Source organism: Spirabiliibacterium mucosae, assembly GCF_014884965.1.
GTDB classification, from domain to species: Bacteria; Pseudomonadota; Gammaproteobacteria; order Enterobacterales; family Pasteurellaceae; genus Spirabiliibacterium; species Spirabiliibacterium mucosae.
This window is the reverse complement of the sequence record NZ_JABTBO010000064.1, coordinates 1-702: the sequence shown is the minus strand read 5'-3', so window position 1 is coordinate 702 and position 702 is coordinate 1. Positions and strand designations below refer to the sequence as shown.

1 protein-coding gene is annotated in these 702 nt (G+C 48.4%); it reads left to right on the top strand.

The features are described 5' to 3' along the window. On the top strand, positions 1-702 hold a 702-nt coding region (locus tag HPC37_RS10805), incomplete at both ends, for a hypothetical protein (protein ID WP_208123105.1).

Here is a 702-nt window from a genome sequence, read left to right as displayed (position 1 = left end):
AAACCAGCGGAAGAAAAAGCAAACGATCCAACGGTTAAACAAGACCCAGATCACCAAGGCGGCATGATTGTTGAGCCAGGTGAAGATAACAACAAAGTGACTATCGACTTCCCAGGTGAAGACGACAAGCCAAACAAAGTTGTGATCAACAAAGACCCAGACAGTGGTGAATGGAAACCAGAAGGCGAATTGCCTGAAGGCGTACACGTTGATAAAGACACTGGTAAAGTCACCATCGATCCAGATGCGGTTAAAGATGGCGGCAACGTCAGCGTGAAAGGTGAAGAAGATGGCAAAACACCAGCAACACCAGACCCAGTTGCGGCAGATGATGACAAACCAGCAGCACCGACCGTTGTGATCCAAGACGGTGATGACGAAACCATCAACGGCAACGAAGCTGACGACGGTGTGAAAGTGAAAATCACGTTTGACCCGAAAAACCCACCGAAAGCAGGTGACACCTTAAAAGTGGACACCGACGGTGACGGTCAACCTGATTTTGAGAAAGAGCTGACAGATAAAGACATCAAAGAGGGCGTTACAGTCACCATTCCTAAGAATGAGTTGCCAGAAAATGGTAAAGACTTAACGGTGACTGCGAAAACAGAAAGCCCGAAAGGTGACAACTACAACAGCGAGCCAGGCAAAGACACAAGCCACATTGACTTGCCAGTAGCACCGAACCCAGGTGACGATGGT